Source organism: Metabacillus herbersteinensis, from assembly GCF_042433335.1.
Taxonomy (GTDB): Bacteria; Bacillota; Bacilli; order Bacillales; family Bacillaceae; genus Metabacillus; species Metabacillus herbersteinensis.
This window is the reverse complement of the sequence record NZ_JBHLVO010000002.1, coordinates 275804-299315: the sequence shown is the minus strand read 5'-3', so window position 1 is coordinate 299315 and position 23512 is coordinate 275804. Positions and strand designations below refer to the sequence as shown.

Annotated in this window: 20 protein-coding genes and 2 pseudogenes; 8 read left to right on the top strand and 14 right to left on the bottom strand. The window is 37.6% G+C overall.

The features are described 5' to 3' along the window. Window positions 1-106: 106 nt before the first annotated feature. On the bottom strand, window positions 107-1642 hold the full coding sequence (gene ppx / locus ACFFIX_RS04475) for an exopolyphosphatase (protein ID WP_378930939.1): 1536 nt from the start codon (window positions 1640-1642) through the stop codon (window positions 107-109). A 330-nt stretch (window positions 1643-1972) separates the two neighbouring features. Between ppx and ACFFIX_RS04470 the strand changes: the two genes are divergently transcribed. The 3 genes from ACFFIX_RS04470 to ACFFIX_RS04460 all read left to right on the top strand — a co-directional run bounded on the left by ACFFIX_RS04470 (window position 1973) and on the right by ACFFIX_RS04460 (window position 4785). Further along, window positions 1973-2470, top strand: coding sequence for a L,D-transpeptidase family protein (locus tag ACFFIX_RS04470; RefSeq protein WP_378930936.1), 498 nt, complete (start codon window positions 1973-1975; stop codon window positions 2468-2470). Between the two features lie 205 nt (window positions 2471-2675). Then, window positions 2676-3938 carry a Mef(A)/Tet(V) family efflux MFS transporter gene (locus ACFFIX_RS04465; protein WP_378930933.1) on the top strand — a complete coding sequence of 421 codons (1263 nt, stop codon included), beginning with the start codon at window positions 2676-2678 and terminating at the stop codon, window positions 3936-3938. A gap of 373 nt (window positions 3939-4311) precedes the next feature. Beyond that, a complete protein-coding gene (locus ACFFIX_RS04460) occupies window positions 4312-4785 on the top strand; it encodes a YkyB family protein (RefSeq protein WP_378930931.1) in 474 nt (157 codons plus the stop codon). 118 nt (window positions 4786-4903) lie between these two features. On the opposite strand, the gene ACFFIX_RS04455 is transcribed toward ACFFIX_RS04460, so the two are convergent. Both ACFFIX_RS04455 and ACFFIX_RS04450 read right to left on the bottom strand, forming a co-directional pair. Continuing rightward, complete coding sequence (locus ACFFIX_RS04455; RefSeq protein ID WP_378930929.1) at window positions 4904-5806, bottom strand: chemotaxis protein; 903 nt, start codon at window positions 5804-5806, stop codon at window positions 4904-4906. A 190-nt stretch (window positions 5807-5996) separates the two neighbouring features. After that, complete coding sequence (locus ACFFIX_RS04450; protein WP_378930927.1) at window positions 5997-6647, bottom strand: glycoside hydrolase domain-containing protein; 651 nt, start codon at window positions 6645-6647, stop codon at window positions 5997-5999. 243 nt (window positions 6648-6890) lie between these two features. Here ACFFIX_RS04450 and ACFFIX_RS04445 point away from each other — a divergent pair, with 243 nt between their 5' ends. Both ACFFIX_RS04445 and ACFFIX_RS04440 read left to right on the top strand, forming a co-directional pair. Beyond that, window positions 6891-8177, top strand: a complete 1287-nt coding sequence (locus ACFFIX_RS04445; protein ID WP_378930925.1) for an NCS2 family permease — start codon at window positions 6891-6893, stop codon at window positions 8175-8177. 321 nt (window positions 8178-8498) lie between these two features. Beyond that, window positions 8499-8891 (top strand): hypothetical protein, encoded by a 393-nt coding sequence (locus ACFFIX_RS04440; protein WP_378930923.1) that lies wholly within the window; start codon window positions 8499-8501, stop codon window positions 8889-8891. Between the two features lie 234 nt (window positions 8892-9125). Here ACFFIX_RS04440 and ACFFIX_RS04435 read toward each other — a convergent pair whose 3' ends face one another. Then, window positions 9126-10379, bottom strand: coding sequence for an ATP-binding protein (locus ACFFIX_RS04435; protein WP_378930920.1), 1254 nt, complete (start codon window positions 10377-10379; stop codon window positions 9126-9128). A gap of 370 nt (window positions 10380-10749) precedes the next feature. Further along, window positions 10750-11286 (bottom strand): RDD family protein, encoded by a 537-nt coding sequence (locus tag ACFFIX_RS04430; RefSeq protein ID WP_378930918.1) that lies wholly within the window; start codon window positions 11284-11286, stop codon window positions 10750-10752. A 198-nt stretch (window positions 11287-11484) separates the two neighbouring features. On the opposite strand from ACFFIX_RS04430, the gene ACFFIX_RS04425 reads away from it, so the two are divergent. Continuing rightward, entirely contained in the window at window positions 11485-11886 is a 402-nt protein-coding gene (locus ACFFIX_RS04425; protein ID WP_378930916.1) for a transporter, read from the top strand. Between the two features lie 314 nt (window positions 11887-12200). Here ACFFIX_RS04425 and ACFFIX_RS04420 read toward each other — a convergent pair whose 3' ends face one another. Continuing rightward, entirely contained in the window at window positions 12201-12755 is a 555-nt protein-coding gene (locus ACFFIX_RS04420; protein WP_378930914.1) for a TIGR00725 family protein, read from the bottom strand. Between the two features lie 128 nt (window positions 12756-12883). Between ACFFIX_RS04420 and ACFFIX_RS04415 the strand changes: the two genes are divergently transcribed. Beyond that, window positions 12884-13012, top strand: a complete 129-nt coding sequence (locus tag ACFFIX_RS04415) for a hypothetical protein (protein WP_378930912.1) — start codon at window positions 12884-12886, stop codon at window positions 13010-13012. Between the two features lie 199 nt (window positions 13013-13211). Here ACFFIX_RS04415 and ACFFIX_RS04410 read toward each other — a convergent pair whose 3' ends face one another. Continuing rightward, window positions 13212-13394, bottom strand: a complete 183-nt coding sequence (locus ACFFIX_RS04410) for a hypothetical protein (RefSeq protein WP_378930909.1) — start codon at window positions 13392-13394, stop codon at window positions 13212-13214. Between the two features lie 90 nt (window positions 13395-13484). Continuing rightward, window positions 13485-14453, bottom strand: coding sequence for a magnesium/cobalt transporter CorA (corA, locus tag ACFFIX_RS04405; RefSeq protein WP_378930907.1), 969 nt, complete (start codon window positions 14451-14453; stop codon window positions 13485-13487). A gap of 146 nt (window positions 14454-14599) precedes the next feature. On the opposite strand from corA, the gene ACFFIX_RS04400 reads away from it, so the two are divergent. After that, on the top strand, window positions 14600-15751 hold the full coding sequence (locus ACFFIX_RS04400) for an aminotransferase A (protein WP_378930905.1): 1152 nt from the start codon (window positions 14600-14602) through the stop codon (window positions 15749-15751). Between the two features lie 47 nt (window positions 15752-15798). Here the strand turns inward: ACFFIX_RS04400 and ACFFIX_RS04395 are convergent, their stop codons facing one another. The 6 genes and pseudogenes from ACFFIX_RS04395 to ACFFIX_RS04370 all read right to left on the bottom strand — a co-directional run bounded on the left by ACFFIX_RS04395 (window position 15799) and on the right by ACFFIX_RS04370 (window position 23501). After that, window positions 15799-17613, bottom strand: coding sequence for a PAS domain S-box protein (locus ACFFIX_RS04395; RefSeq protein WP_378930903.1), 1815 nt, complete (start codon window positions 17611-17613; stop codon window positions 15799-15801). Window positions 17614-17940: 327 nt separating this feature from the next. After that, window positions 17941-18950: pseudogene (locus ACFFIX_RS04390) on the bottom strand (phosphotriesterase family protein). Beyond that, window positions 18947-20626 (bottom strand): long-chain fatty acid--CoA ligase, encoded by a 1680-nt coding sequence (locus ACFFIX_RS04385; protein WP_378930901.1) that lies wholly within the window; start codon window positions 20624-20626, stop codon window positions 18947-18949. The pseudogene ACFFIX_RS04390 and the gene ACFFIX_RS04385 overlap by 4 nt, the downstream one beginning before the upstream one ends. Before the next feature lie 321 nt (window positions 20627-20947). Then, window positions 20948-21932, bottom strand: a pseudogene (locus tag ACFFIX_RS04380) (quinone oxidoreductase family protein). A 15-nt stretch (window positions 21933-21947) separates the two neighbouring features. Next, complete coding sequence (locus tag ACFFIX_RS04375) at window positions 21948-22721, bottom strand: enoyl-CoA hydratase/isomerase family protein (protein ID WP_378930899.1); 774 nt, start codon at window positions 22719-22721, stop codon at window positions 21948-21950. 15 nt (window positions 22722-22736) lie between these two features. Then, complete coding sequence (locus ACFFIX_RS04370) at window positions 22737-23501, bottom strand: SDR family NAD(P)-dependent oxidoreductase (RefSeq protein ID WP_378930898.1); 765 nt, start codon at window positions 23499-23501, stop codon at window positions 22737-22739. Between the last annotated feature and the right edge of the window lie 11 nt (window positions 23502-23512).

Sequence of the window (23512 nt, the reverse complement as noted above, 5' to 3'; positions counted from 1 at the left end):
AATTTTATGTAAATTTCAGCTAGATGGCGAAATGTAATCTTGGTAAATAATAGTATTGCTTTCTTTATCTGAAAAAAGAAGCCTATGCTAGACTTCTTTCTCTTCCCTAATTCTCCACATATTTAAATTTCACGGTTATCGTTCTTTTTACTATTTTTTCTAAGTGTTTTTTTTGTTTTTCTACTTGGTAGTATTCAGGTTGCCAGTCCTTAGAGCATGAAATGTGAAAAATTAACCCACTTTGTACATCTTCAAATTCAATATGCTTGACAATATTCCGTTTTGTGGCATTCAAGCTGTAAGAAAATTTAATTAGTGCCCCTAGTAGACGCAGTTTTTTTTGTACTTCCTTAGTAAACCAATCTTGATAAGGATCTAAATATTGTTTAAAAGATTCCTTACTTTTATATGATACGACAAGGGCAATTTTTAACCGATCAGGGTGTAATAACCCATCAATTGTTCGATTAGCGATTAAATAAAACGTATGTTGACTGCTTGAGTCTGAATCAATGTATTGTCCAAGGTTATAAACAAACGCACCACGTTTTAAAATTATTAAATCTTCGTTAGTTAAAGAATAAATTTCAGCTTCCTTTAAATGTTGAAAAATAGCTGAGGCGATATTTGTTACTTGAAACACATGGTTTAAATTAATATCATAATCAGTTGCAAGCTCATAAAAGCTCTCCTCAATTACATTAGGAAAGATAGATAATCCGAAGTCTCGAGTTAGTTCTTCATAAAAAACTCCGTCTCTTAGTCCTTTTTTACTTAAAATAAATTGATTCGCATCCACATGTTCGTACAAGCTTTGGAAGACTTCGACCGCCGGGATAATTATATCTGCGCGATCCCTCGATAATCCCTCCACTTTTTGAAGGTCCGAAAATGTTAGCTCTATTAAGTGACGTTTTACTTCCTCAATGTCCTCAAGTTTCATTTTATATTGGTGAACACCCGCAAGTGGATAAGCTTTAAGTGATTGATCAATTTGAACCATGTTTCTCGCACTACCACCAATCGCAACAATCGGCAGCTGTTTATTTTTCAACCATGTTAATGATTGAAATTCCCCCTTTAGAAAGATCCGAAGTTTTTCAAGCTCTTCTTCGGAAGGAACTTCCCTCGTTACAAATTGCTTTTTCAAAGATAGTGACCCAAATGGAAAGCTATGATAATTTATTAATTTACGATCTTTAAAGTAGGTAATTTCCGTGCTTCCTCCACCAATATCAATGGTTATTCCATCATCTATCGAAGTAGAGTTAACTACAGCCAAAAAGCCAAAATACGCTTCTTCATATTCAGATAAAAGTCGAATCGTAAAATCTGTCTCCTCTGTCACTAAGTTAATGATCTCTTTTTGATTAGCAGCTTGACGAATTGTCGCCGTCGCCACACATTTCACTTCTTTTAATTGATGATGCCTGGTCACTCCTTGAAAGCTATGTAAAGTTGTTAAAAGAATCCGGATTCCATCCTTCGTCAAAATGGAACCCTCTGTTAAATAGTTTCTGAGTCTTGCTACAGCTTTTACGTTTTCTATTTCTTTAAGCCTGCCACTTTTATCTCGCTGAAAAATCACTAACCTCATTGTATTTGAACCTATATCAATAATTGCATATTTATCTTTAGTCACACTTTAACACCCTCATCTGTGAAGATAAGTACAATTATACCATATTAGCGTCGAAGAAATATCCAAATTCCGACTGCAATTGTTCGTGTTGATTCACATATATTGTAAAGAAATTCAAACCTCTATAAGAAAAGCGCAAGGCGCCCGCTTATCGGCGACAAGCATAAGACGAGCCGGCTGGAAGGTTGTTCTTTAACCTTCTGGACGGGTTGGCTTAGACCATAGAGCCGATGGCGCCTGGAGCTGGACTTGCGAAACGCAGACTTAGTATCAAATTTTTTGTTTTCTTATATGTTTATAAAAAAATTCGTCTTAAGGGAGAGAATAAAAATGATTCATATTGTAAAAAGAGGAGAAACACTGGCTGGTATTTCTTTAGATTATCGTACTCCAATGGAAACAATCATTGCAACCAACCGGCTAGTCAACCCAAACCTTCTCTTTGTAGGACAAAAAATTGAAATACCAGGGATCCCAGAGCCATCGTCAATCCCATTTCAAATTTTCGTTTCGTTAGGAAGCAGACGTTTAACATTAATGAAGAACGGACAAGTTGTTAAAGTGTATCCAATAGCAATTGGACAAATGCTAAAGTCAACCCCTGTTGGAGAGTTCGTAATTGTTAATCGGGCACCAAATCCAGGAGGTCCTTTTGGCGCGATGTGGTTAAGCTTATCAAAGATTCATTATGGAATACATGGCACAAATAACCCTAGTTCAATTGGAAAAGCCGTCTCTAAGGGCTGTATTCGAATGTTTAATCAAGACGTTTTAGAACTCTCCTCACAAGTACCGAATGGAACTAAAGTTTACATCAGACCAAACTAATCCACAAAGATGCAGTAAAAAATTTACAAAGTTAACATATTAAATGCTACATAGATGACTTATAATTACTATTGTAACTAGGTTACTGTTCTCACAAACTAAATATTTCCTAGTAGCAAATCAAACACAAAAAATTTAGGTTTGTTCAACAAAAAATCATTCAAAAATACCCACAAACGGATACCACTTTTAAGGAGTAAAAAACATGGAAATTTTTCGAAACCGCAACTTTGTGAAGTTATTCTTTGCTGCACTTACTTCACAAATGGGCACGACAATCGGGAATATGGCATTTGCCTTTTATTTACTTGACCGCTTTAGTCACCAGCCATCCTATGCAACGATCGCTGAACTTATGTATTCTCTTCCTACAGTTTTTGTGTTTTTTATAGTAGGAGTTGTTGCGGACCGCTTTGATCGAAAAAAAGTGGCTGAAAATTGTGATTGGATTAGAGCAGGAATAACCTTCCTACTATTTGGAGCTCTTTTCTTAAACTCCATTCCACTCGTATTCTTTCTTTTATTCCTGAGAAGTGCGGTGACGAAATTCTTTTTCCCAGCTGAAAACAGTCTTGTGCAAGGTATTTTGAATAAAGATCAATATGCACAAGCTGCTGGCTTAAATCAAATGTTATTTAGTATTTTTATGGTACTTGGCGTAGGAATTGGCGCTGTGATCTATAAAACGGTTGGCATACATGGCGCAATTGTAGTTGATTTTATTAGTTTTGTTGTGTCCGCATTGTTAATTAGGTCTTGTCATATTCCGAAGTCTGCACGGTTACCTAACGGAAAACTAGAGTGGAAAGATATAAGTTTAAAAACCTCACTTCGAGATTTTAAGGATGGTATCGTCTATATTTTAAAGAACCGACTGTTGGCGATGTTAGTGTTTGGATTTTTCATATTCGGATTTGTTAGCGGGGCTTTTGCAATTCTCCCCATGTTTACCATGAAATATGAATTTTCACCTTCGAATTATGAATGGTATGCTTCATTCTTTGCGATTTCGTTAGGGTTTGGACTCTTAACTGGAAGTGCAATAGCTACTGTCATTTCCTCTAGAGTAAAACCTTATCACCTTGTGATTGGGCCCATATTTCTAACGAGCATTCTTGTCTTCCTGCTAGGGCTAACGGACGTGCTCTGGGTCTACTTGATAACCGTCTTTATAATTGGGACATGTATTGGACCTATTAATATTGCAATCGGTGGATGGATGCCTAAAATCGTTCATCCAAAGCTTATGGGGCGTGTTAGCGGTTGGATCGATCCACTCATGATGTTTGCTCAATCCATGACTTTAGGAATGATCGCATTCTTGTTTCCTAAGATTATTGATACCATTGATTATTTGTACTATGGAATGGCAATGGTCATTCTGCTCGTCTTTTTCTTATATGCATTTACATTACCAAAATTGAGTAAGTTAGTAGATGAATCAGAAAAGCATAGTCTTCCTTCATGAGCTATTCATTTTAGTAGTAAATTGTTCAAAATCATATGAGAGAAAATGAAACTATCACCAAATTGGTTGATAGTTTTTCTTCCTTATACTAAAATTTCCCAACCGAAGCAAATCGAGGCGTTGGAGCAGGGTATGCAACTTGTTGAAAATGGGAACCTTCAATATAGAATAGAGTTTTAATTTGATGCATTTTTGAAATTAATCTCTGTCTCTACCTAGTACTCATGCGTATCAAGTGGACAACTTGGGAAAGTATAGCTACAATCATTGAATAAATGCCTAAAAATTGGTTGCATTTTACTAATAACACAGTATAATTTAGGATAGAGAAAACTACAGTTATCATAATTGACCTACAAAAAGGAGCGACAAAATGGACGATCATAATTACCCCGAACAATTAAAACCAACCATTGAAAACCTCGCACGTGCCATTTACACTGTAAACCGACACGCAAAAACTGCACCAAATCCTAAATTTCTTTATTTACTGAAAAAGAAAGCACTTCTAAGACTATTAGATGAAGGGAAAGCCAAAAAGGAAGGTCTTCATTTTTCCCGAAATCCTAAGAATAGCAAACAGCAGTCAGATGTACTCGTATCAGCTGGAGAGTATTACTTTCACATGCCTCCTACAAAAGATGACTTCGAACACCTTCCACATCTTGGATCCTTAAATACTTCATATCGCAACCCAAAAGCACATGTTTCATTAGCAAAAGCCAAACTGTTGCTTCAAAGTTATGTTGGAATTAAAGAAGAAACACAGAAAGCCAGAACGTTTCAACCCAATAACCGTACATACGAAAAGCCCGTTTTTAAAAAGCTCGGGGAAAGCTATCGTTAAGTAAAGCTCAGGGTGCTCCTTGATCAGAGGAGCTCTGTGCGTCGGAACTGGATACGCAATCTCGGTATTCTATAAAAAAAGTGTTACTGTCATTCCTAACAGTAACGCTTTTTTTATATTAGAGAATATACTGATCAATACTTTGAACTAGTTCACTGATCTCCGGCTTACTGATTTGTGCATTTGCTCCAACCATCTTGCCTTTATGTTTAAGATCATTTGTAATTAGGGAGGAGAAGATAAGAACAGGTAAAACAGCAAGTTTGCTTTCTTCTTTAATTCGCTTTGTTAGATGATGACCATCCATTTGTGGCATTTCAATATCTGTGATCACCAGCTGTACTTCGTCTTCAATACGTTTGCCACTATCAACAACTGACATTAAGTACGTTAACGCATCCTGACCATTTTCAAAAAATTCGATTGAATCAAAGCCAGCTTCATTTAATGTATCATGAAGTAATTTTCGTAATAAAGGAGAATCCTCAGCAATAACTAGTTTTTTCGTTGACCGATCCCTTTTACCTAACTTTTTTACTTGATCAACATTAATGCCTGCGTTCGGATTAATATCCACTACGATTTTTTCAAAATCTAATAGTAGGACCATTTCTTCATTGATTTTAACGACACCTGTAATCTGGCTTTCTAATCCTTGGTACATTCCTGATGGTTTTTCAATTTCATTCCAAGATATGCGATAAATTTGTGTAACAGTATGAACATGAAACACAACTTTTATTTTATTGAATTCTGTCACGATGAACTTATCACCATTAGGATTCTGACTAGCTGCCAATCCTAAAGCTTTTGCGACATTCACAACTGGTAAAATCTCACCACGAATTTCAATAATTCCCTCTACATTTGGATGTGAATGTGGAATTTGCGTGACTGCAAGAGGCTGAATGATTTCTTTTACTTTAATAACATTTATGCCGAATTTATTTTGACCAACCGAAAACTCAACGATCTCTAGCTCATTTGTTCCGCTCTCAAGTAAAATCCCTTTTTGCTGCATTTTATTCTTCCTTCCGTCTCTGTCTACTAATGTACTGTTCACCTTTTATATCGGCATTTTAACACAAAAATAAAGACCTAAAGTTAAATGATTTATCCTAAAGTGAAACTTGTCCCACTTTACAAAAGCTCGGGAGAAAAACTCGAGCTTTTAAAAAGGAGTCGAAGCAATTAATTTCGAATTATAATTCTTAATACAGATACGCAAGTACTCGTTCATCTGCAAGGTTTGTATCCACCGGACAAGTCACTGCATCGCGCCCATACTGCCATACCCAAACATTTCCATTACAATTTGGTGTGGCTGGTTTGTATTTTGGAGCTTTTCTTTCTGAACAAACACCTGTTTCAGGTTCAGCACTCCATAAGATTCCTTGATTTGCAACCTCATTATTTTGTTGTACCGCTTCACAATATGCATTAGCAAAATTACCCTCTACAGGGTCATGATAAAAGCCTGGGCGATACCCTGTCGGATAAATGGTTTCAACCCAACCTCTTACCCACGCAGCATCAACCTGAAAGAAATTTTCAATGCTTGCAAATAGTGCGATGTTATTAGGAATACCAAGTCTTCTTGCATGGAATACGGCATTTCTTCCAGCCACTTGGGCCTGTTCATATCCTACAGCATTAGATAGAACATTATAAATTGGTAGCACTTTCATTCCTTTACTTCGAATATAGCTAATCTCCATTTTCGTTAATCCACTTGAGACATTTTGAATTTCGGTTAAGTAACGACCCCAAAACTTTGGAGTACCTAATTTTTTTGTCACACAGTTATAAAGCTCTGGATTTACCTTATTTGTGGAGTCTACGCCCCATACTTTTCGCGCCAAAGGACCACACACCCTTTCCCACTATGTTCTTTTTCATATATATGAAAGGATGGTTTGTCTCAAGCATGCAGAGTTGCGAAGTTCCCTCAATTTCTTTACATCCTTTTTTACATAAATCATTGAAAAGTACAACAAAATAAAAAGAATGCAATATTTTAGTGCTCTTGTTATAATCCTATATGTGAATCGACTATGTCGGTTATACGGGTTGGGTTGAGGGGTACTTTTAAGGAAGGTTACACATTGCTTAATTTTTTTCAACTTAAGAATCACAACACCACTGCAAAAAAAGAAGTACTCGCAGGATTCATTTCTTTTTTTACAATTGTTTACATCGTGGTAGTGAATGGAGCGATTTTATCTGACGCTGGGATTCCTCTAGAAGCAGGAATTATTGCGACAGTTTTAACCTCGTTTGTAGGGTGTCTCATTATGGGGTTATTTGGTAATACACCAATAATTCTTGTACCTGGTATGGGCGTAAATGCACTTTTCACCTATACGATTTGTGGATCGATGGGGTTAACATGGCAAGAGGGCTTAGCAGTTGTCTTTGTTTCAGGGATATTATTTACGGTCATCGCCTTTACAAAGCTTTCAACAGTTATATCAGAGTCGATTCCAAATGCATTGAAAGAGGCCATAACCGTTGGAATTGGTATCTTCCTCACCTTTATCGGATTACAAAAGGGTGGAATAGTGGTCGCTAATGAAGAAACATTTGTAGGTTTAGGTGACTTCAGTGAACCGGCTGTTTTCTTAACACTGACTACACTTATTATTACAGTGATTTTATTTGCTCGCCAAGTGCCTGGTAACTTTTTAATTAGTATGCTTGTTGGTACAGCACTTGCAGGAATGTTTGGCCTTATTGATTGGAATACTGCAAAAGATACTAGCTTTTCAGCGGGTTCTTACTTTGATGTGATTGGCCACTTATCGTTCGCACGATTCGCAGACCTTGCTTTTTGGACGGCAATATTCTCTCTCACAATGGTCATTGTTTTTGAAAATATTGGCTTAGTTCATGGTCATGTAAACATGATCGATCGCCCACAAGCTTATAAACGCTCATTGCAAGCAAATGCTCTATCAACCATTACCTCTGGATTTTTCGGTTCAAGTCCTACAGTTAGCACGGTCGAAACGGCTGCTGGAATTTCTGCTGGAGGCCGCACGGGGTTAACAGCTGTCACAACGGGATTGCTATTTTTGAGTACTTTATTCTTTCTTCCATATGTAAAGCTCGTGCCTGATAGCGCTATCGCTCCTATCTTAATTTTAATAGGTGGGCTCATGATCCAGAATATTCAAAATATAGATTTGAAAGATTTTACCGAGAGCTTTCCAGCATTTTTAATTATCGCATTAATCCCATTAACCTATAGCATTGTCGATGGGATGGCATTTGGTTTTATCGCCTTTCCAATCTTAAAAATAATCACAGGTCGCTCAAATGAAGTTTCCTTTCCCCTTTATATTGTAGCTCTGTTATTTTTCGTGAATCTGATTTTTCATGCAATGCATTGAAAGCCTAACTCTTCGTTAGGCTTTTTTTATACTATCCAGAATTTATATAATTCTAAGACACAGTAAGCGTTTCGCAAGTCCAGCTCCAGCGCCTAGTCCCGACGCACAGGACGTGCTAGTGCAGTTAATGCGACAGGACGTCGCGTTTTTGACGACCTCGAGGTCATAAGTCAATTCTAAATTGAAGGCAAAGAACACCTTCTATTTAGAATCGCCTAATGCTATGCCTAAGGCTGACCAAGGCGCTTACGCTTTTTTTAATGAATAAATTCACCACTCAGTTACATGATAATACCAAGTCTAAAACGGAGGTGTTGTGAGATGAAATGGTATTATCTGTTTGTCACAGTTTTACTGATTTGTGCAGGGTGCGGAATGAACAATGCTGAAGAAAGAAAAACGAATGAAGACGATCAAGGACTTGTTCAAACAGGACAAGACAATTTAAAATCAAACGATGAAATACTTCTTGAGTCACGAAGAGAAGTTGATTTTGATCAACCTAATAATCATTTAAACCCAACTGAAGCAGAACAACTAGTTAAAAACAAATTAGGAATAAGTGATCATAAAGAAACGGTCGTTCAATATGATCATATGGAGAAAACTCACTTTGTCATTCATGTTTATAAAATTGGAGATGATGATGGGAAAAGTGAAGGCTGGTACAGTGTGGATCCAATGTCGAAGGAAGTTACTGAATTTAAAAATTAGATAAAATAAGTGCTGGAGACGCATTTTCCAGCACTTTTTGTATGGATTTTAATAATGTAAATATGGAATATATCGTCGAGTTGGGTTAGTTTATGATCGAGTTTTGAATTATATCATCGAGTTGGCTCAATATATGATCAAGTTTGGTAATATATCGATTTCTCGATAAAATCCGACAATTTTCGGACAGATTACAGATTTTCTTCAAATGAAAACACTCTATGTTAGCTGAAGTTATTTCTCTGTTTCTAACTTTAAAGTAATCGTGACGATGGTACCTTCATCTACCTTACTCTCGTATTCAATGGTACCACCCATCTCAAGAATTAATCGGTTCGTGATCATACTTCCCAAACCTGTTCCTTTGGATTTCGTCGTGTAAAAAGGCAGTCCGAGATAGTTTAATTCCTCTTTTGTCATTCCTTTTCCTTGATCTGAAATTTTTAAAGTGACGGTTGAGTTAAATGCATTAACTTTCTTGGTAATTTTAACAACCCCACCGTGCTCCATTGCTTCGATTGCGTTTTTAATAATATTAAGTAATGACTGCTTTAAATGCTGAATGTCACCTTTAACATAGGTCATTTCTTCACTATGAAATTCAATCGTGACATTCGAGTAAGAACCAAATGGTCTCATTAACTCGATAGAATCCTTCAATACTTTATCTATATTTATTTTCGACAACTCATATTGATTCGGCTTAGCAAGCTTCAAATAATCGGTAATAATTTTGTTGGTACGATCAAGTTCTTCAAGAATTAACGGTGAAAATCGTTTTAACTTTTCGTCTTTCGTATCTTGTTGAATAAATTGAATGAACCCTCTAACAGTAGTGATTGGGTTCCTAATTTCATGTGCAATGGAAGCTGCCATCTGTCCAATTGTTGTCAATTTGTCCATGTAAACCATTTCATCAAATTGTTTATTTGTTTTCATGAGTTGCTCAATAATTAGAAGAATGGCAATATAAGTGCAGTAAAATGCTAGAAAATAAACAACATAAAAATTAAAAGGCAGAAAATTAATGTTTGTATAAAGAATAAATATATAGAAGAGAAAATACGTTAAAACAACGATTGTACCTTTTAATAACTTAAGGTTTCCTTTAATAAAATAAGGTCGAAAACATACCGCGATGACGTATGGTGCAACTGTAACAATTACGCCTATATGAAGAAACTCTCCACCCAAGGAAGCCCTGACAAGTGATACAATCATGACAACAAGAGCGCCGGGTAGCCAACCTGCGTATAGCGTTACGATTAAGATTGAAATCATTCTTAGATCAAAATTCGTATCCCCCAACGTTTCGATCGGATAGGACATACATAATAGCGCACCGAAGGATCCGATTAAAGCAAAAAACATTTGTTGCTTTAAGGATAACGGGGCTTTGCGATGAAAAGGGAGAAACAAGTTCGCATTAAATGTTAATGAAAACAAAATCGTAATATTTACAATCAAGGGCTTTATTAAAGATAACAACTCGCGTCCTCCAACTAACAATTTCATTTTTTATTCATACACCAGTTTTAATAAATTTAAGACTCAGTATTCATTTCTGAATCCAGCTCCAGCGCCTAGCCCCGACGCACAGGACGTGCTAGTGCAGTCATGGCGATTGACGTCGCGCTCTTAGCCTTTCCTCCTCTGACCATATCTCGAAAGAGCCTGTTCTCTTTGTGAATTTTAAAATGATAAAGAAATTGACTAGAATCATTTAATAGTCATGTCCAATTATCAATGGACATGACTTTTTATGCAGAACAATTGATATTTAACTATTTGGTGGATGATTTCAATTAAATAATAGGCAAAAGCGCAGAGGTAACCAAACCCATGCGCTTTTTCTTCATTAATCTTCCTTTACAACAATTGTACTTGCGATTAAATCATGTAAAGATTGCTTCTTTTCGGTAAAAAAAGTAATGATGAAGCCGATCATAAGGATTCCAGATAAAAATTGCATTGACATTAATCGACCTAAAGCACGCCAAAAAGAAATACGGTTTCCATTTAAATCTGTAACTTTAATCCCAAGAATTTTTTTACCTAATGTTGCTTGCCATTTGCTACTATGCATACCTGCGTAATAGGCAATGGCACCGGCGAATCCAATTATAAAGGTTAATCCTACGAATAATACTATACGACCTAAAAATTCTGCAGCTTGTGCATCTGTTAACTCGGTCTCAGCTGTTTCCGAATATAAAAGCATTTCCATTGATTCTGAGGTTCCAAAAATTAAAAACATAAGGACAACAACCAAGACATTTAATGGGATTCCTATAAACAAACTATCAAGTAAATACGCCAAAAAACGAGTGCCAACCCCAGCAAGAGACTGTTTCTTTTCTACAACTTCTTTTTGTTCAATTATATTTGTTTCCATGCAGTACCTCCTCTTTACATTTATCACCAATATTTTACACCTTCACTATTTTACTAAATAAGTAAAGCATCGAATAGACCTTTTCTCTAATAAAGCTGAAAGATCATTTTTTCGACCGCTTTCCTATCCTATTCACCTAGACAAAGCAAATTGCATATCGTAGCAATGTAGTAGGCTTATGAGGAGGAGAGATTTTACATGGACCCTTATTATCGTCAATTTACCGGTCAATTTCCCGGGTTTCCACCATTCGGAGGTGGGCAATTTCAGCAACCAGGAGGATTTCCACCCTTTATACCAGGTGGAACACCACAAGGGCCAGGCGGTTTTGGTCAAGGCCAACCACCTATTGGACCACCACCAAGTACCATTCCACCAGAACAACAAGGCTTTGGTGCGTATGCAGTAGATCCAGGAGGAATTCGTGGTTGCTTATACAACTTCACGTTTATTCGCCTAAACAACGGAAGATCATTTTGGTATTTTCCAACATTTGTAGGACGTAATTCAATCGCTGGATATCGCTGGCGCCCACGCCAATTCCGTTGGGTTTACTTTGGAATTGACTTAGATAGCATTCGTTCGTTTAGTTGTAGGTAATAAAAAAGTGCGTGGCGCCTTGGTCAGCCTTAGGCATAGCATAAGGCGATTCTAGGGTAGAAGGTGTTCTTTGCCTTAAATTTAGAATTGACTTATGACCTCGAGGCAGTCAAAAACGCGACATCCTGTCGCATTGACTGCACTAGCACGTCCTGTGCGTCGGGGCTAGGTGCTGGAGCTGGATTTGCGAAACGCATACTGAATCTTAGAATTAAATAAATTCTGGTGTAGAACAAAAGCGGATGCGCCTTGATCAATAGGAAGATCTAGTTACAGAATTCCTCATATGCCTCAAGGCGCATGTATTTATTTCATTAATCTCCCACTTCACCAGTATTCTTGGTAAAGTCTAATGGTTGTTGAATTCGATCAAATGCACGTTCCACAGCATTTCTTGCCGTATCCGCAAAATGGATTTCAACCGTTCTTCTTTCATCAAGATAGCTGCCTTCAAAGGCAATTTCTTTTACCTTTGTTGCCCATCCTCCTGTCGTTTCAATAACCACTACGGGCTTTTTGTTCATATATGCTGCAGATAATTCACCAAGTGTTCCGTTTCCACCACATATCATAATAATTGAATCAGATGAGTGAACAAGAACTAAACTGCGATAATCAAACGTCAATCCAGTTGTAATTGGAACGTCAAGATAATCATTCGAAACATTTGTCTCATCACCTGCTAAAATGCCAATAACAAGTCCTCCTGCTTCTTTCGCACCTTTTGAAGCAGCTTCCATTACACCACTTCCACCTCCAGTTAAAAGAACAGCTCCACGTTTTGCAATTTCTGCTCCAACTTCTTCCGCGACAATTCGAACTTCCTCTGATATGTCACCTGATTGACCAATAACGGCGATGCGTTTCATAAAGGCCCTCCCAAATTAAATCACTTTCCTTTATTATACATGGAGATTCGTGCACTCTCTAAATAGAAATGAATCAATTTGCAAATAATACAGGGGAAACAAATTTTTTCATACTCGGAGGGACCATAATGACAAAAAGAAATCGAAAAACTAAATCCGGACTACAGACAGCCAAAGCAGTAACAGATCCCGAAATGTCAAAAGAGCTTTCACACAATAACAATCCAAAAGCAGAGAAAACAAAGCCTAGAACTTAATAGTTCTTGGTCTGATAAAAAGCCCGTTATTAAGTATTGTAGCGGGTTTTTCTCGCTTTAGTGATCTTTTGTCAGCTCATTAGTGGAATTACGATGACTTTACATTGTAATGAGAGGAATTTTGCGTCTAAGCTGTATTTTTTTTGTAAACTCTCTGTAACTGTAGAAAACAAAAAACAACCTTCATTTAAGAGGTTGCCTAGTTAACTTGTGTATGTGTATGTATAAAGTGATTTCTTCTTTTTGCTTGTGAGATGATTTGATTCAATTCTTTTTTATAAAAGTGCATGTGATCTAATGTAAGTGCAGAAAACATTTCATTCTTAAGCTTTTGAACTAGTACGACTTCTTCATCGGTTAGTATGGATTCATCCACTTTCATCTTTTCACTTCACCTTCTTTTGAAATGATAATCGTTTCTTAGATTCACTATGATATAGTTCGCATTGAACTAATTATTTATGTGGGTTCGTTATAATTTTGTTCCTTTATGATACCTAAACCAGCCCAGCTTGTGAAAAAAGTACACCATAGTAAATACAATTCCACTCATGACACCAAGTACAATAAAGTAGCTATATCTTCCTGCTAATTCTGGCATGTACTGAAAGTTCATCCCATATAATCCTGCGATAAAGGTTAAGGGTAAAAAAATTGATGACATGACAGTCAAGGTCATCATGACCCTATTCATACGATCAGAGCTTATCGACAAATAGCTATCTCGAATATCAGCTGTTAACTCACGGTTAGCATCAATCATTTCAACCAATTTTAGAAGATGATCATAAATGTCATGAAAATATACTTCTTTTTCTTTTAATTGATTGAGCTTTGATGAAGAAATAATTCGATACAATAAATCACGCATGGGAATAATCGTTCTTCTTAATTGATTTAAATCCGACCTTATATCAAATACTTGCTCCATAAGCTCGCTAATTGTTTGGTCTTTTGTGTTATCCTCAACTTCATTTATTAAATCCTCTAATTTATAAACAGGTGGGAAATAGGCATCCACTAGATGATCCATTAATTGATACATGACCTGCAATGGACTGGCTGCTAATGCCTCACTTTTTTTCATTTGAAGCCATAAATTGTTTAAATCTCTAATTGGCTTTTCGTGAAATGACACGATAAAATTACTGCCTAAAAATAAATCTACTTCGTCAACTTCATTGGTTTTTTGATGAATCGAGTGAAGGACTACAAAAAAATAAGAGTCATAGAAATCCATCTTTGGTCTTTGAACAAACTCAATACAATCTTCAATCGCTAAAGGATGAAAGTGAAAAAAACGACCTAACAGATTAATTTCTTCCTTTGTAGGTTCGGCAAAATCGACCCAATACCATTGGATGTCTTGTTTTTTTAAATGCTTTAAAGGAAGATCATAAACAACCTCATTTTCTGTTGTAACTGCAACTGTTCGAATCATTTTCCCACTACTTTCTATCTCTTTATCCTTTCAACTATTCCCTGATACCTACGGTGATAAACCTCGGCTTAAAAAAATACCAATTGTGACCCTTTAAATGGTAAACTAATTGTTAATTCTTCCTTTAGAAAGGACAAGATAATCGAATGGAACATTTAGTAAATTCTCGTGTAAAAAAAATTGAACTCTCTGGTATTCGCCAGTTTTTTAATAGGGTCGCACAATACGACGATGTCGTTTCTTTAACAATTGGACAGCCCGATTTTACAACTCCTGAGCATGTCAAAGGTGCTGGATCTCAAGCAATTGATGAGAATTTCACCTCTTACACACATAATGCAGGGTTTTATGAGCTCAGAGTCGCTGCAGCAAACTTTCTAAAAAGTAAATATGGGCTCACATACTCACCTGAAACTGAAGTAATCGTTACCGTGGGAGCGAGTCAAGCGATTGATTGTACGTTTCGAACCATTCTTGAAGAAGGGAGCGAGGTTCTTCTGCCTGGTCCTATTTATCCTGGCTATGAGCCGTTAATCCAATTGGTCGGTGCTACCCCAATCCATATTGATACAACAAAGAATGGATTCCGGTTAACAGCTGATTTAATTCGACCGCATTTGACTGAAAAAACAAGATGTATTGTATTACCTTATCCTTCTAACCCAACTGGCGTTTCTCTAACAAGAACAGAACTAAGAGAAATTGCTGAATTAGCGAAGGAAAAAAATCTCTTTGTGCTATCAGATGAAATATATAGTGAGCTGAATTTTAGCGGTGAGCATTGCTCAATTGCAGAGTTTGCTCCACAAAACACCATCGTTATCAATGGTTTGTCTAAATCACATAGCATGACGGGGTGGAGAGTTGGCTTACTATTCGCACCGGAAGTAATTGCAAAACACATCATAAAAGTTCATCAATACAATGTTTCATGTGCTTCATCTATTTCTCAAAAAGCGGCTTATGAAGCATTAGCAAATGGAATTGATGATGCGATTGTCATGAGGAATGAGTATGAGAAGAGAATGAATTTTGTTTATCAACGATTAACCAATATGGGCTTTGATGTCGTAAAACCAGACGGAGCATTTTATTTATTTCCGTCCATTAAACAGTTCAATCAAAGCTCTTTTGATTTTGCCTTATCTCTATTGGAGCATGCAAAGGTAGCCCTCGTTCCTGGTAGCGCATTTTCTTCCCATGGAGAAGGATATGTAAGACTTTCCTTTGCTTATTCACTTGAGCAATTAGAAGTAGCCATGGACCGGATTGAAAAATATGTTAAGAATGTTGAATAAAAAAAACAACGGCGGTGTTTATATCGTCGTTGTCTTTTTGTGGAGCTTTAGATACATGGAAATAAAACAGTGAATGTTGTACCCTTGCCAACTTCACTATGAACTTGAACTGTGCCGTTATGATTTTCGATAATATTATATGTAATCATTAATCCTAGACCTGTGCCATTTTCCTTTGTTGTAAGGAAAGGTTCACCAATGCGTTTTAACAATTCTTCTGGGATTCCTTCTCCTTCGTCCTTTACAATGATCTTAACGGAGTTTTGTTCCTTTTTGGAGGAAATTGTAACTTTACCACCCTTTGGCATCGCATCAATAGCATTTTTAACAAAGTTGATAAATACTTGTTTAATCTGGTTTTGGTCACAGTTAACAAGCAGCTCACTCTCTTCATGCTGTTGTTCAACGAGAATATTATTTAAGTTCGCTTGTGTTTCAAGAAGGGTTGCAACATCTTGGAGGAGTGAGATAATGTTCGCTGTCTTGAACATGATTTCTTGAGGCTTTGCTAACATTAACAATTCACTAAGAATCAATTCAATTCTGTTTAACTCTGAAAAGATTATTTCAAAATAGTGCCCTTTTTCTTCACGTTCTGGCTGCATTATTTGCAAGAATCCTTTAATAGCTGTTAAGGGATTACGAATTTCATGAGCAATTCCGGCGGCTAGCTGTCCAGCAACAGACAATTTTTCAGATTGGATCATTAGTTCTTCTGCTCGTTTACGATCTGAAATATTACGTAAAATAACTTGTACAGCAGGATCCCCGAAATACGTTGTCGGAATGCAAACCATTTCTGTAAAGATTCTTTTATCTTCTGAGGTAAACCAGGTTTGTTTCGTAATCTCCACTTCTGATTGACCTGATAAAACTTTCCGTAATGATTCTTTCATACGATCATGGTCTTTAGAATCCAATAATCCATAAATATTTTTCCCGAGCATGTCTGGATAGTCTAATGCTACAAAAAGTTTAATTCCTGATTCGTTCATAAATACCCATTTATCTTGGTGAATAACAGCTATTGTATCAATAGAATTTTGTATTAAACGCTGATATCTTTCTCGACTCTTTTGGAGAATTTTTTGGAATTTTTTCCTTGATGAAATATCAATAAGTGCGACAAGTTCTGCTTTTTCACCGTTATAGGTTGTCGGTGCAGATTTTACTTCAACATCAAAAGTCGATCCATCTAATCGTTTCCAAGTTTGTTCAATCATTCCTACGTGCGAACCATTTTGCATCCGCTGTATTCTGTTTTTTAAAATATCATGGTAATCCTCATTCACAAATTCATATGAATGTTTTCCAATTAATTCGTATTCTGATTCTGCTCCGATCAGTTCTTTAAACGCTGTATTTGCATAGCGAACTTTACCTGAAATCGAGATAAATACTGGGCAGGGTAAATCTTCAATCAAGTGACTTGCATCGTACTCGATCGAAGAAAATTTGAATTGCTCGATCGGCTCATTCACAAAAAAATCATCTTTCTCTCTCTGAATGTTTGGGACATCACAAGTCTTCATTTTAAGGATAACTTCTTGTTCTTCTTTATTGATTTTATTTTTGATAAAATCAACAGTTGTTTCTAGCCATATGTAAGCTCCAGATTTACTTTGAAAACGAAAGCTACAAGGATATAAATGATGCTCATTATAAAAATAACTTTCGACTAAAAATAGCTCTTCTGTATGTATGTAATCTTTAAAATACTTTCCGATTAACTCTGTATTGGTAAAACCGAGATATTCTATGGAATTAGAAGAAATATACTGGAAGCGTCCATTCGATGAAATGACGGCATACATATCGATTTCTACACTCTGTTTTTCTCCATTATCTGTTTTATGAAACATAGCTTCCCCCCCTTTTTTTACAAAACGAGTAAAGTGGCTTGTACTAATCTCGGCCTTTCATCTCCGTCTTATTAACCTAGAATTATCTTAAGAGAACAATAGTGGAAAGACAATCTTTGAGTGTGCTTTCAACTATAAATTAGTAAATCTTAAAAGTGAGTTTAATTCTAATAAAAATATGGATTCCTCTTTTACGTATTCGAGCAATTAGTTAAAAAACCTCCTTTTTTTATCCATTTTTTTCTTTAATTTTATTATTAAACCATCATACAAATAAAGGGACTTTTCCAAAGGCTAATGCATTTGGAAAAGTCCCACTCTACTACTTTAGTGTGAATGTGAAACGTTCACATTTTTACGAGCCTTGAATAAGTGTTGCGGATTACATATAAAGGCTGTTTCAAAAATGTCTTCTGACACACCATTTTCACGTAGCATCGGTATAATATTTTCAAAGATATGGGTTGGGTGCCAGTTTTTCATCATTTCCTGTACGGGTTTTGGGAGCACAAGTGGTCTTCCAAGCCAAATATTAACCGTGTCATGTGATAGCATAATTTGATGTTCATATCCCTGCTTTAGTAGATGTAGAAGTGTACTAATTCTCTCTTCATCTGTTGGCGTTCCAACCATCCCTTGAATACCAAAGCGATCAAAGGCAATAAACACACCTGTATCTAATACCTTTTTATGATAGAGAGGGTCTGTATTACCACACATATGTCCAATCACGATTTTTTTGGATCAACTCCGTATGTGATCAGCAATTCTGCTTGCTCTTTCCCCATTGTCCCTTCTTGAGTATGTGTAAGAATAACAGCGCCTGTTTCTTTTTGAGCTCTTGCTGCCGCTTTAAAGAACATGATCTCATAAGGAGTAATTCTACCTTTACTTGAAGCGACTTTGATAATTCCTGGCTTTATCCCGGTGTCTCTAATACCTTCTGTTAATTCCTTCATAAACATCTCATAAATCTCTTCTTCAGCAGTTCCTAACGCTTGACGGAATTTAAAATACGGAGGAGCACCCTCTCCTTCATAGTAATAACCGGTTGCACAGATGATTTGCAATCCTGTTCGTTCGGAGATCTCTTTTAAAATTTCAGGATTTCTTCCACATTCATTTGGAGTTGGATCAACCACGGTTTGAACACCGTAACTCATAAGTCCTAAAGCAATCGTCACACCTATTTCAATTGCTTCCTTCGAATCTAATGGACCAAGTGTTTCGTCACCTTGAAAACCTGGGTATCCAAATAAAAAGTGTTCATGAATTAGTGTTTTTCCTAACTGGTCTGTTGCAACTGGGCCAGTAACCGTTTCTACGAATGAACTCATTTGCTCACCTCCGACGCCTTTTGGCGCTCTTCTTCCTGCAATTTTCTCCAAAGAATTTTCCCGCTCATGGTTGTTGGGAAGCTTTCTCTAAATTCGATTTGTCTCGGATATTTGTACGCAGCCATTTGTTCCTTCGACCACTCAATAATCTCTTCCGCACTAGTTTTCTCGATATGTTCTCCGCTCAGGATAATGAAGGCCTTAACTGTTTCGCCTCTTCTGACGTCTGGGACACCGACAACGCATGCTTGGAGAACAGCAGGGTGCTTGTATAGCAAGCTCTCTACTTCTGTTGGCCATACTTTATAACCCGAAGCATTAATCATTCGTTTTACACGATCAACTATAAAGAAATAGCCTTCATCATCATAACGACCAATATCACCTGTTCTGAAAAATTGTTTCCCTTCTATTTCTATAAACGATTGCTGATTGTCTTCATCCCGATTGTAGTAGCCGACAAATACCTGTGGGCCATTCACGACGATTTCGCCTTCTTGGCCCAAGCCAAGTTGGTGTCCTGTGTTTGGATCAATGATTCTTGCATCAACATCAAATGAAGGAACACCTAAGCATTGTAGTTTTGGACGATCTGGCGGATTGAAATGAGTTTGTGCGATTGTTTCGGTTAACCCATAGCCCTCCACAAAGCGCAATCCTGTAAAATTGAATAGTTTTTCACCGACTGCTGCCGGAAGTGGTGCCCCGCCGCCTGAAATACTCATAAGCGTTGAAAGGTGTTCTTTTTGTAGGAGAGGATTTGCTAGAAAATCAATCAGCATTGTACTAATATTGACCCAATGAGTAATGCCAGACTCTGCAATTATTTGTCTAGCATATTCACGATCCCATCTCGTCATCATCACAATCGTTGCACCAGACAAGATTGGAATATGCATACTATGGACCATCCCAGTTACATGAAATAACGGTAGTGTTGCTAAGCAGTTTGCATCTGAGGTCGCATTATGCCAATGATAGCCCCCATATGTATTGGCTTGGACAGTGCGGTGGGTATGCATACACCCTTTAGGTAAACCAGTTGTTCCTGATGTATAGGGCATTACAGCTAGATCGTCAGCAAGACCTTCATCTGGTTTTGGAGAATAGTTTGCGCTTACTGCTTCTTTCCATAGATAGTGATTTTCTTTTGTAATAACCATTCTTGGTTGTTTTACTTCATCTGGAATTCTTTCTAGATTTGAAGATTCAAGATAATCCGAATAGGCAGCGACAACTAGTTGCTCAAGAGAAGTTGTGGTAAGGAGTGGTTCAATCTTGCTATAAAGTTCCTGACTTACTAGTGCATTTCTTATTTCACAGTCGTTTACATAAAACCGCATTTCTTCCATTGTGGTCATTGGATTAATTGGCACGACAATCGCATTTGCTCTTAAAATTGCATAATAGCCAATCACAAATTGTGGAGAGTTTTGCATATAAAGCATCACGCGTTCGCCTTTGTTAACTGCTAATTTTTCTTGTAAAAACCCAGCAAGCTGATTAACTTCTTCAAGCAGCTGAGCATACGTTAAACTTGCTCCATAATAAGTAATCGCTTTTTTACCTGGGTAACGCTTTGCGGTTACAGCTAAATTGTCAAATAAAGTGGTTTCAGGAACAGTTAACGAAGTGGAAACTCTTGTTGGCCAATGATCAAAATGTTTTGTGAGCAACTACTAACACCTCTTCTGCTTATATTTGAAAACGCTTACAGTTACCTTTCTAGAATCAGATGCTAAACCCTGCTAAAAGATGCAATATATCGTTCGCGAAAGTCCGACAAACTTCTATGGTTGTGTTGGTGGGAATAGGTTTGGAGCTTAGGCAGATGGTGTGATTCTCGTGCATATATCCTGGTTCTCGTGCAATTATCCCGGTTCTCGTGCATATATCCCAATTCTCGAGCAATCCCACTATCAAGAACATTTTAGAAAAGCAGAAAGAATGAATTCTCTCCGCTTTTCCTTACATTTGCACATCTAAATCCATTTAAATCAAGGAACAAGTACGATTTTCCCTGTTGTTTTTCTCCCTTGCAGAAGTCGGTGCACTTCTGCTGCTTGCTCCAGAGGGTAAACGCCGCCGACAGTTAGTTTAAGTTGACCTTTTTCAACATAGGTTAGTAGTTCTTGCAAGCTATTCATAAATAACTCTCTTTTTCTCATAATTCCTGGTAGGAAAAATCCAGTCACTGTTAGATTTTGACCCATAAGTGAGGAAGGATACATGCGGGCTTGCTCTCCACTTGCCACGCCATAGATGACGAGTCTCCCAAATGGTGCTAAAAACTCGACTGTTTTTCGGAATATATCCCCCCCCAACCATCTCAAGTGCAACATCTACACCTTTTCCATCTGTTGCTTCTAGGACTTGTTTTTCCCAACCTTCTAGCGTGTAATTGATACACACATCTGCTCCCATTTCACTTGCTAGAGCTAGTTTTTCATCAGAGCTTGCTGTTGCAATGACTTTTCCTGCCCCAAATAGCTTTGCGAGTTGAACAGCAATCGTTCCTACTCCGCCTGCTGCAGCATGGACGAGTACTGTTTCACCTGGTTCTATACGTCCCATTGTCTTCAAGATATGATAGGCACTTAATCCTTGTAATGGAAGAGCTACTGCTACCTCCGCTTCAATTCCTGCAGGCAATGGTATAAGCGCACGGCTGTCTGCTGCTGTGAATTCCGCGTACCCAGTGGCTCTTTTTGAACCAAGAAGGGTGACAACGCGGTCTCCTTTTTGAACATGAAGTACATCCTCACCAACTTCCTCAATCGTTCCAGCGACCTCTGCACCTGGAACATAAGGTAGTGGGGTAGGCACTACATAATTGCCTTCACGCCTAGCAGTGTCAGCATAGTTTACTCCGATCGCCTCAATCTTGATGATGACCTCGTTTTTGCCTGGAACTGGTTTTTCTAAACTCACGACCTGTAATACCTCTGGTCCGCCATACTCTTTAAATTGAATAGCTTTCATGATCAGGCACTCCTCTCAATTCCCTCCAAAGACTGGACGGCGCTTCTCTTTAAATGCACTTACACCTTCTAAATGATCTTCTGTAGAAATCATGTATGTTTGCGTAATTCGTTCTTCTTCTAACACATCCTCCAGCGAGAAGTTCTGAGATTGATTGATAATTTTTTTCATCATTCCATAGGATTTAATTGGACCTTGTGATAACTTCATTGCATAGCTCATCACTTCATCCCTTAACTGATCTACAGCGACAAGGCGATTTACGATCCCATATTTATGCGCCTCCACAGCAGTAATTGGTTCAGCGTTAAAAAACAACTCTTTCGCTCGATAAGGACCGATAATGCGAGGTAAGAAGTATAGACCACCCCCATCAGATATAAGACCTACTTGTGAAAAGCTCATTACAAATTTGCTATCTTCTGATGCGAAAATTTGGTCACATGCGAGTGCTAGATTGAACGCAGCTCCTGCAGCAAACCCATGCACTGCGGCAATAATTGGTTTTTCGAGTGTACTCATCGCTTTGATTAGCTCATTTAAACGGCCAATATGCTCATAAACTTGAGTACCATTTGCTTGCCCCATTGTTTTTACATCTCCACCAGCACTAAACGAACGTCCTGCCCCACTTAAGACAACAACGCGAACTTCTTCATCATGTTGGGCGTCTTTGACAGCTTTTGTCAAATTTAAAATCATTTCAGGACTAAACGAATTCAGGCTTTCTGGACGATTTAATACCAAAGACAATACCGGACCGTTTCTTTCAATTAGCAAATCACTCATTTTTACTACCTCCCATTATTTAATTAACCAACCACCATCGATCAATAAATCAGAACCCGTCATGTAAGATGCATCCTCAGAGGCAGCAAAAGCAATGACACTCGCAATCTCTTCTGGTCGACCGACACGGTTTAGTGCGGTGTTTCGTTCGATTGCTTTAACAAAGGATTCATTTTCTAAGCCCTTTTCGGTTAAAGGTGTTTCAACAAATCCCGGTGATACGGAGTTTACGCGAACGCCAGATGGTGCCAGCTCCAATGCTAATGCTCTTGAAAAATTAATAACGCCGGCTTTTGCTGAACTATAATGTGGAATTTGTGCACCCGCTTTGTGTCCCGATAATGAGGCAACATTTACAATCGCCCGACTTTGGGCGTCAACTCTTTCCTTCATCACTTCACCGAGTAACTTTGAAACTAAGAACACACTTTTCAAGTTCACATCTTGGACGTAGTCCCACTGTTCTAATGTTGTTTCAAATATTTGTGATTTAACTGACCCACCAGCATTGTTCACTAAAACATGCAGATCTCCATGTGTTTCTCGAACATAGCTAGCTAGATTAATCACATCTCCTTCTTTGGTCACATCCGCTGAAAACGGAAAAGCTACTTCATTTGAACAGTTTTCATTAATAGCAGCTGCTACCTTTTCTAATTTTTCTAAGGACCGACCAACCAAAATCACTTTTGCACCTTCACTTGCAAGCTTATGTGCAGTCGCTTCGCCAATTCCACTTCCTGCACCAGTGATTACCGCAATTTTACTTTGAAACCTCATCTTTTTCCCCT